Here is a 3,687-nt window from a genome sequence, read left to right as displayed (position 1 = left end):
GGCGGCCACGGCGGCCGCGTACGCGCTGGCGGGGAACCTGGGCCTGCGCCTCGGCAGCGGGATGTTCATCACGGAGAGCACGCGTCGCCACCTGTCGATCCTCGTCGGCCTCCTGCTGCTGGCGCTGGCGCTCGGCGACTGGCTCGAGATCCCGCAGGAGCTGTTCGAGCCCTCCGGCATCATGACGGGCGCCTCGTACACCGACGTGCACGCGCGCATCCCGGCGCTGCGGGTCCTGGCGCTGGCCGGTGTGGTGGGCGCGGTGCTGGCCCTGGTGCAGGCCTTCAGCGTGCGGCTGTGGCCGATCGCGCTGGCGGTGGGCGGCTACCTCGCGGTGGCGGTGGGCGGCTCGCTCTACGCCACGGTCGTGCAGCGGGTCTACGTGGCCCCGAACGAGCAGGTCCGCGAAACCCCCTTCATCCAGCACAACATCACCGCGACGCGCCAGGCGTTCGGGCTCGATGCGGTGCAGGAACGTCAGCTCTCCGGTGATGCGACGCTGACGCGCGCCGATCTCGACCGCAACGCCGACACGATCGACAACGTGCCGCTGTGGGACCACCAGCCGCTGCTCGACACGTTCTCGCAGATCCAGGAGATCCGGACCTACTACGACTTCGTGTCGGTGGACAACGACCGGTACACGATCAACGGGCGGCAGCGGCAGATCATGCTGTCGGCGCGCGAGCTCAACTCGGAGAGCCTGCCCAACCGCACGTGGATCAACGAGCAGCTCACCTTCACGCACGGCTACGGGCTGACGCTCGGGCCGGTGAACGAGGTGACGCCCGAAGGCCTGCCGATCCTGTTCATCAAGGACCTGCCGCCGCAGTCGGCCGTCGACCTGAAAATCACCGAGCCGTCGATCTACTTCGGCGAACTGTCCAACGACCACGTGTTCGTGAAGACGCGCACCAAGGAGTTCCACTACCCGTCTGGCGAGGACAACGTGTTCGCCGAGTACGAGGGGCGCGGCGGCGTGCCGGTGGGGTCGTTCCTGCGCAAGCTGCTCTTCGCCGTGCGGTTCGGGTCGGGCAAGGCGCTGCTGTCGGACGACCTGCGGCCCGACAGCAAGGTGCTGTACTACCGTCGGATCAGCGAGCGCGTCCGCAAGATCGCGCCGTTCCTGACCTACGACCAGGATCCGTACATCGCCATCGCCGACGGCCGCCTCTACTGGATCCAGGACGCCTACACCACCAGCAACCGGTACCCGTACTCGAGCGCCATCGCCGGCGGGACCAACTCGTCCATCACCAACCAGTCGATCAACTACATCCGCAACTCGATCAAGGTGGTGATCGACGCCTACCACGGGACGACGCACTTCTACCTGGTCGATCCGTCCGATCCGATCGCGCAGACCTACGCGCGCATCTTCCCGGGCCTGCTCCGGCCGCTGGCCGACATGCCCGCCTCGCTGCGGCTGCGGCTGCGATACCCGCAGGACATCTTCGCGGTGCAGGCCAGCATGTTCGCGACGTACCACATGCAGAGCCCGTCGGTCTTCTACAACAAGGAAGACCAGTGGGAAGTGCCGTCGATCGACGTCGGCGAGCAGCCCGTGCGGATGGAGCCCTACTACACGATGATGAAGGTGCCGGGCGAGAAGGGCACCGAGTTCATCCAGATGCTGCCGTTCACGCCACGCCAGAAGGACAACCTGGCGGCGTGGATGATCGCGCGCAGCGACGGCGAGCACTACGGCAAGCTGGCGGTGTTCCAGTTCCCGAAGCAGAAGGTGGTCTTCGGGCCGCGCCAGGTGGTGGCTCGCATCAACCAGGACCAGGCGATCGCCCCCCAGATCACGCTCTGGAACCAGCAGGGCTCCGAGGTGATCCAGGGCACGCTGCTCGTGATCCCGATCGAGGAGAGCCTGATCTACGTGCGCCCACTGTACCTGCGCGCGTCGGGTGGCCAGATTCCCGAGCTGAACCGGGTGATCGTCGCCTACAAGGACGGCATCGTGATGGCCGAGACGCTCAACGAGGCGCTCGACCGGCTGTTCCCCGCCGACGGCAGCGCGCCGAAGCTGACGTCGAGCGAGGAGGCCGCCGCGCTCGCAGCCGCGCTCGTGATGAACACTCCCGCACCTGCCGAGGCGACCAAGGGCACCGACGCGACGGGCGCCGGCGCCCCGGCGACGGGAGTACAGACCACGCCGCGCGCCGTGCCCTCCCCCGCCGCGCCGCTCTCGTCGGCCACGTCAGGGTCGCTCGCGCAGCGGGCGGATCAGCACTACCGGCAGGCGCTCGAGCGGCAGCGCCTCGGCGATTGGGCCGGCTACGGCGAGGAGATCCGCGCCCTGGGTCTGGTGATCGACGAGATGCGCAAGGCCGAGCAGAAGAAAGCCCCCCGCTAGGCGGAACGCGCTGACCGTCGACGTGAACGTCGACGGCCACGAACCGAAGTCGCGTGAGACCGGCGCCCGACGCCGACGGCGACCGGGGGTAGGGCGCGGTGTCCCCACCGCGCCGCTGTCGATGGCGGCCGGGTCGGAGACCCTGCCCTGCCTCTGGATCAGGCCTCGACGATGCTGCCGTCGAAGGTGCGGACCGCGAAGCGTGCGTCGGGTTCGGGCAGGAGCTCACGCAGTTCGCGCAGCAGGCCGATGGCCACCGACTCGCCGAGGCGCAGGCCCGCCTCGGCATCGGCGCGCCACTGCACGCCGGCCCACGCGCGGCCCATGGCGACGTTCCACGCGAGCTTGTCGAGTTCCCCACCCACCGTGAGGCTGGCGTCGATCGCCATCAGCTCGCGCCCATCAGGGGTCGGCTCGACGGGATCGGGCAGCACCCAGTCGGTGGCGTAGTACGCCTTGAGCACCGTGACCATGGCGCCCGCAGTGGCGGCGTGCGCGGCGGGATACGCGGGGTGAAGCGGCGCGCCCTCCGGCCACGCCTGCGGGAGCAGCAGGCTGCCCGTGCGGCGGCGCACCTCGCCGCAGGCGTCGGACTGGAGGAACCGCGCGTCGGGCCACGCCGCCACCGGCGCCCCTGCCGCTGCAGCCTCGAGCCGGCCGCCGAGCTCCTCGGGACGCAGGCGGCGATGCATCACCCACTTGTGGAACCACGCGGCGCGCAGCGCATGCATGGCCACGCGCTGCGACAGGTCGACGATGAAGGGCAGGCCGAAGGTGACATAGCCGGCCTGGTTGCGCGACCGCACGTAGGGATGATCGGGCGTGACCGGCGCACGCAGCGCCTCGAGCTGCAGCGCGGCCTGGAGCCCGGCCTGCCCAGGGTAGTCGGTGCGCGTCCAGGTGGCGAGGTCGCGGCCACAGCAGATGTAGCGGCGCGCCGCGGTGGTCACCTCGCGCAGCGGCAACTGCCCGTTCTGCGAGGCCAGCCACTCCTCCCACGTGGTGAGGAACGACTCGCCCGACTCCTGCGCCAGCACGCGGGGCGACAGCACCTGCGCGCCCATGGGCACCGCCCGCAACAGGAACTGCGACACGACCGGGCCCGCGGCTGCCGCCGACGGGGCGACTGCCCAGGCGCTCGCCGAGGTCGCGCGCCCGGCGCGGGTGAGGTCCTGTGCCGCGCGGGTCACCAGCGGATCCACGGCGTGCAGGGCGAAGGGGACGTCGCGCGTGAGCGCCAGCCACCACGCGTCGATGGCGTCCTGCGCGAACGCCGCCGACCCGAACGACGGCGGCGCCGGCGCGGCGAGCATGGCGGCGTCGAG

2 protein-coding genes are annotated in these 3,687 nt (G+C 70.5%); one reads left to right on the top strand and one right to left on the bottom strand.

Annotated features, from left to right (window positions below):
* The coding region (locus tag ACIRDX_RS21540) for a UPF0182 family protein (protein ID WP_396627482.1) at positions 1-2,362 on the top strand (2,362 nt) is incomplete at its 5' end.
* A gap of 158 nt (positions 2,363-2,520) precedes the next feature.
* On the opposite strand, the gene ACIRDX_RS21535 is transcribed toward ACIRDX_RS21540, so the two are convergent.
* A partial coding sequence (locus tag ACIRDX_RS21535) for a hypothetical protein (RefSeq protein WP_396627481.1) occupies positions 2,521-3,687 on the bottom strand: 1,167 nt, incomplete at its 5' end.

The organism is Luteitalea sp. (assembly GCF_044337415.1).
Taxonomy (GTDB): domain Bacteria; phylum Acidobacteriota; class Vicinamibacteria; order Vicinamibacterales; family Vicinamibacteraceae; genus Luteitalea.
Note: the sequence above shows the minus strand (reverse complement) of the source record. Positions and strands in the feature narration are given on the sequence as shown.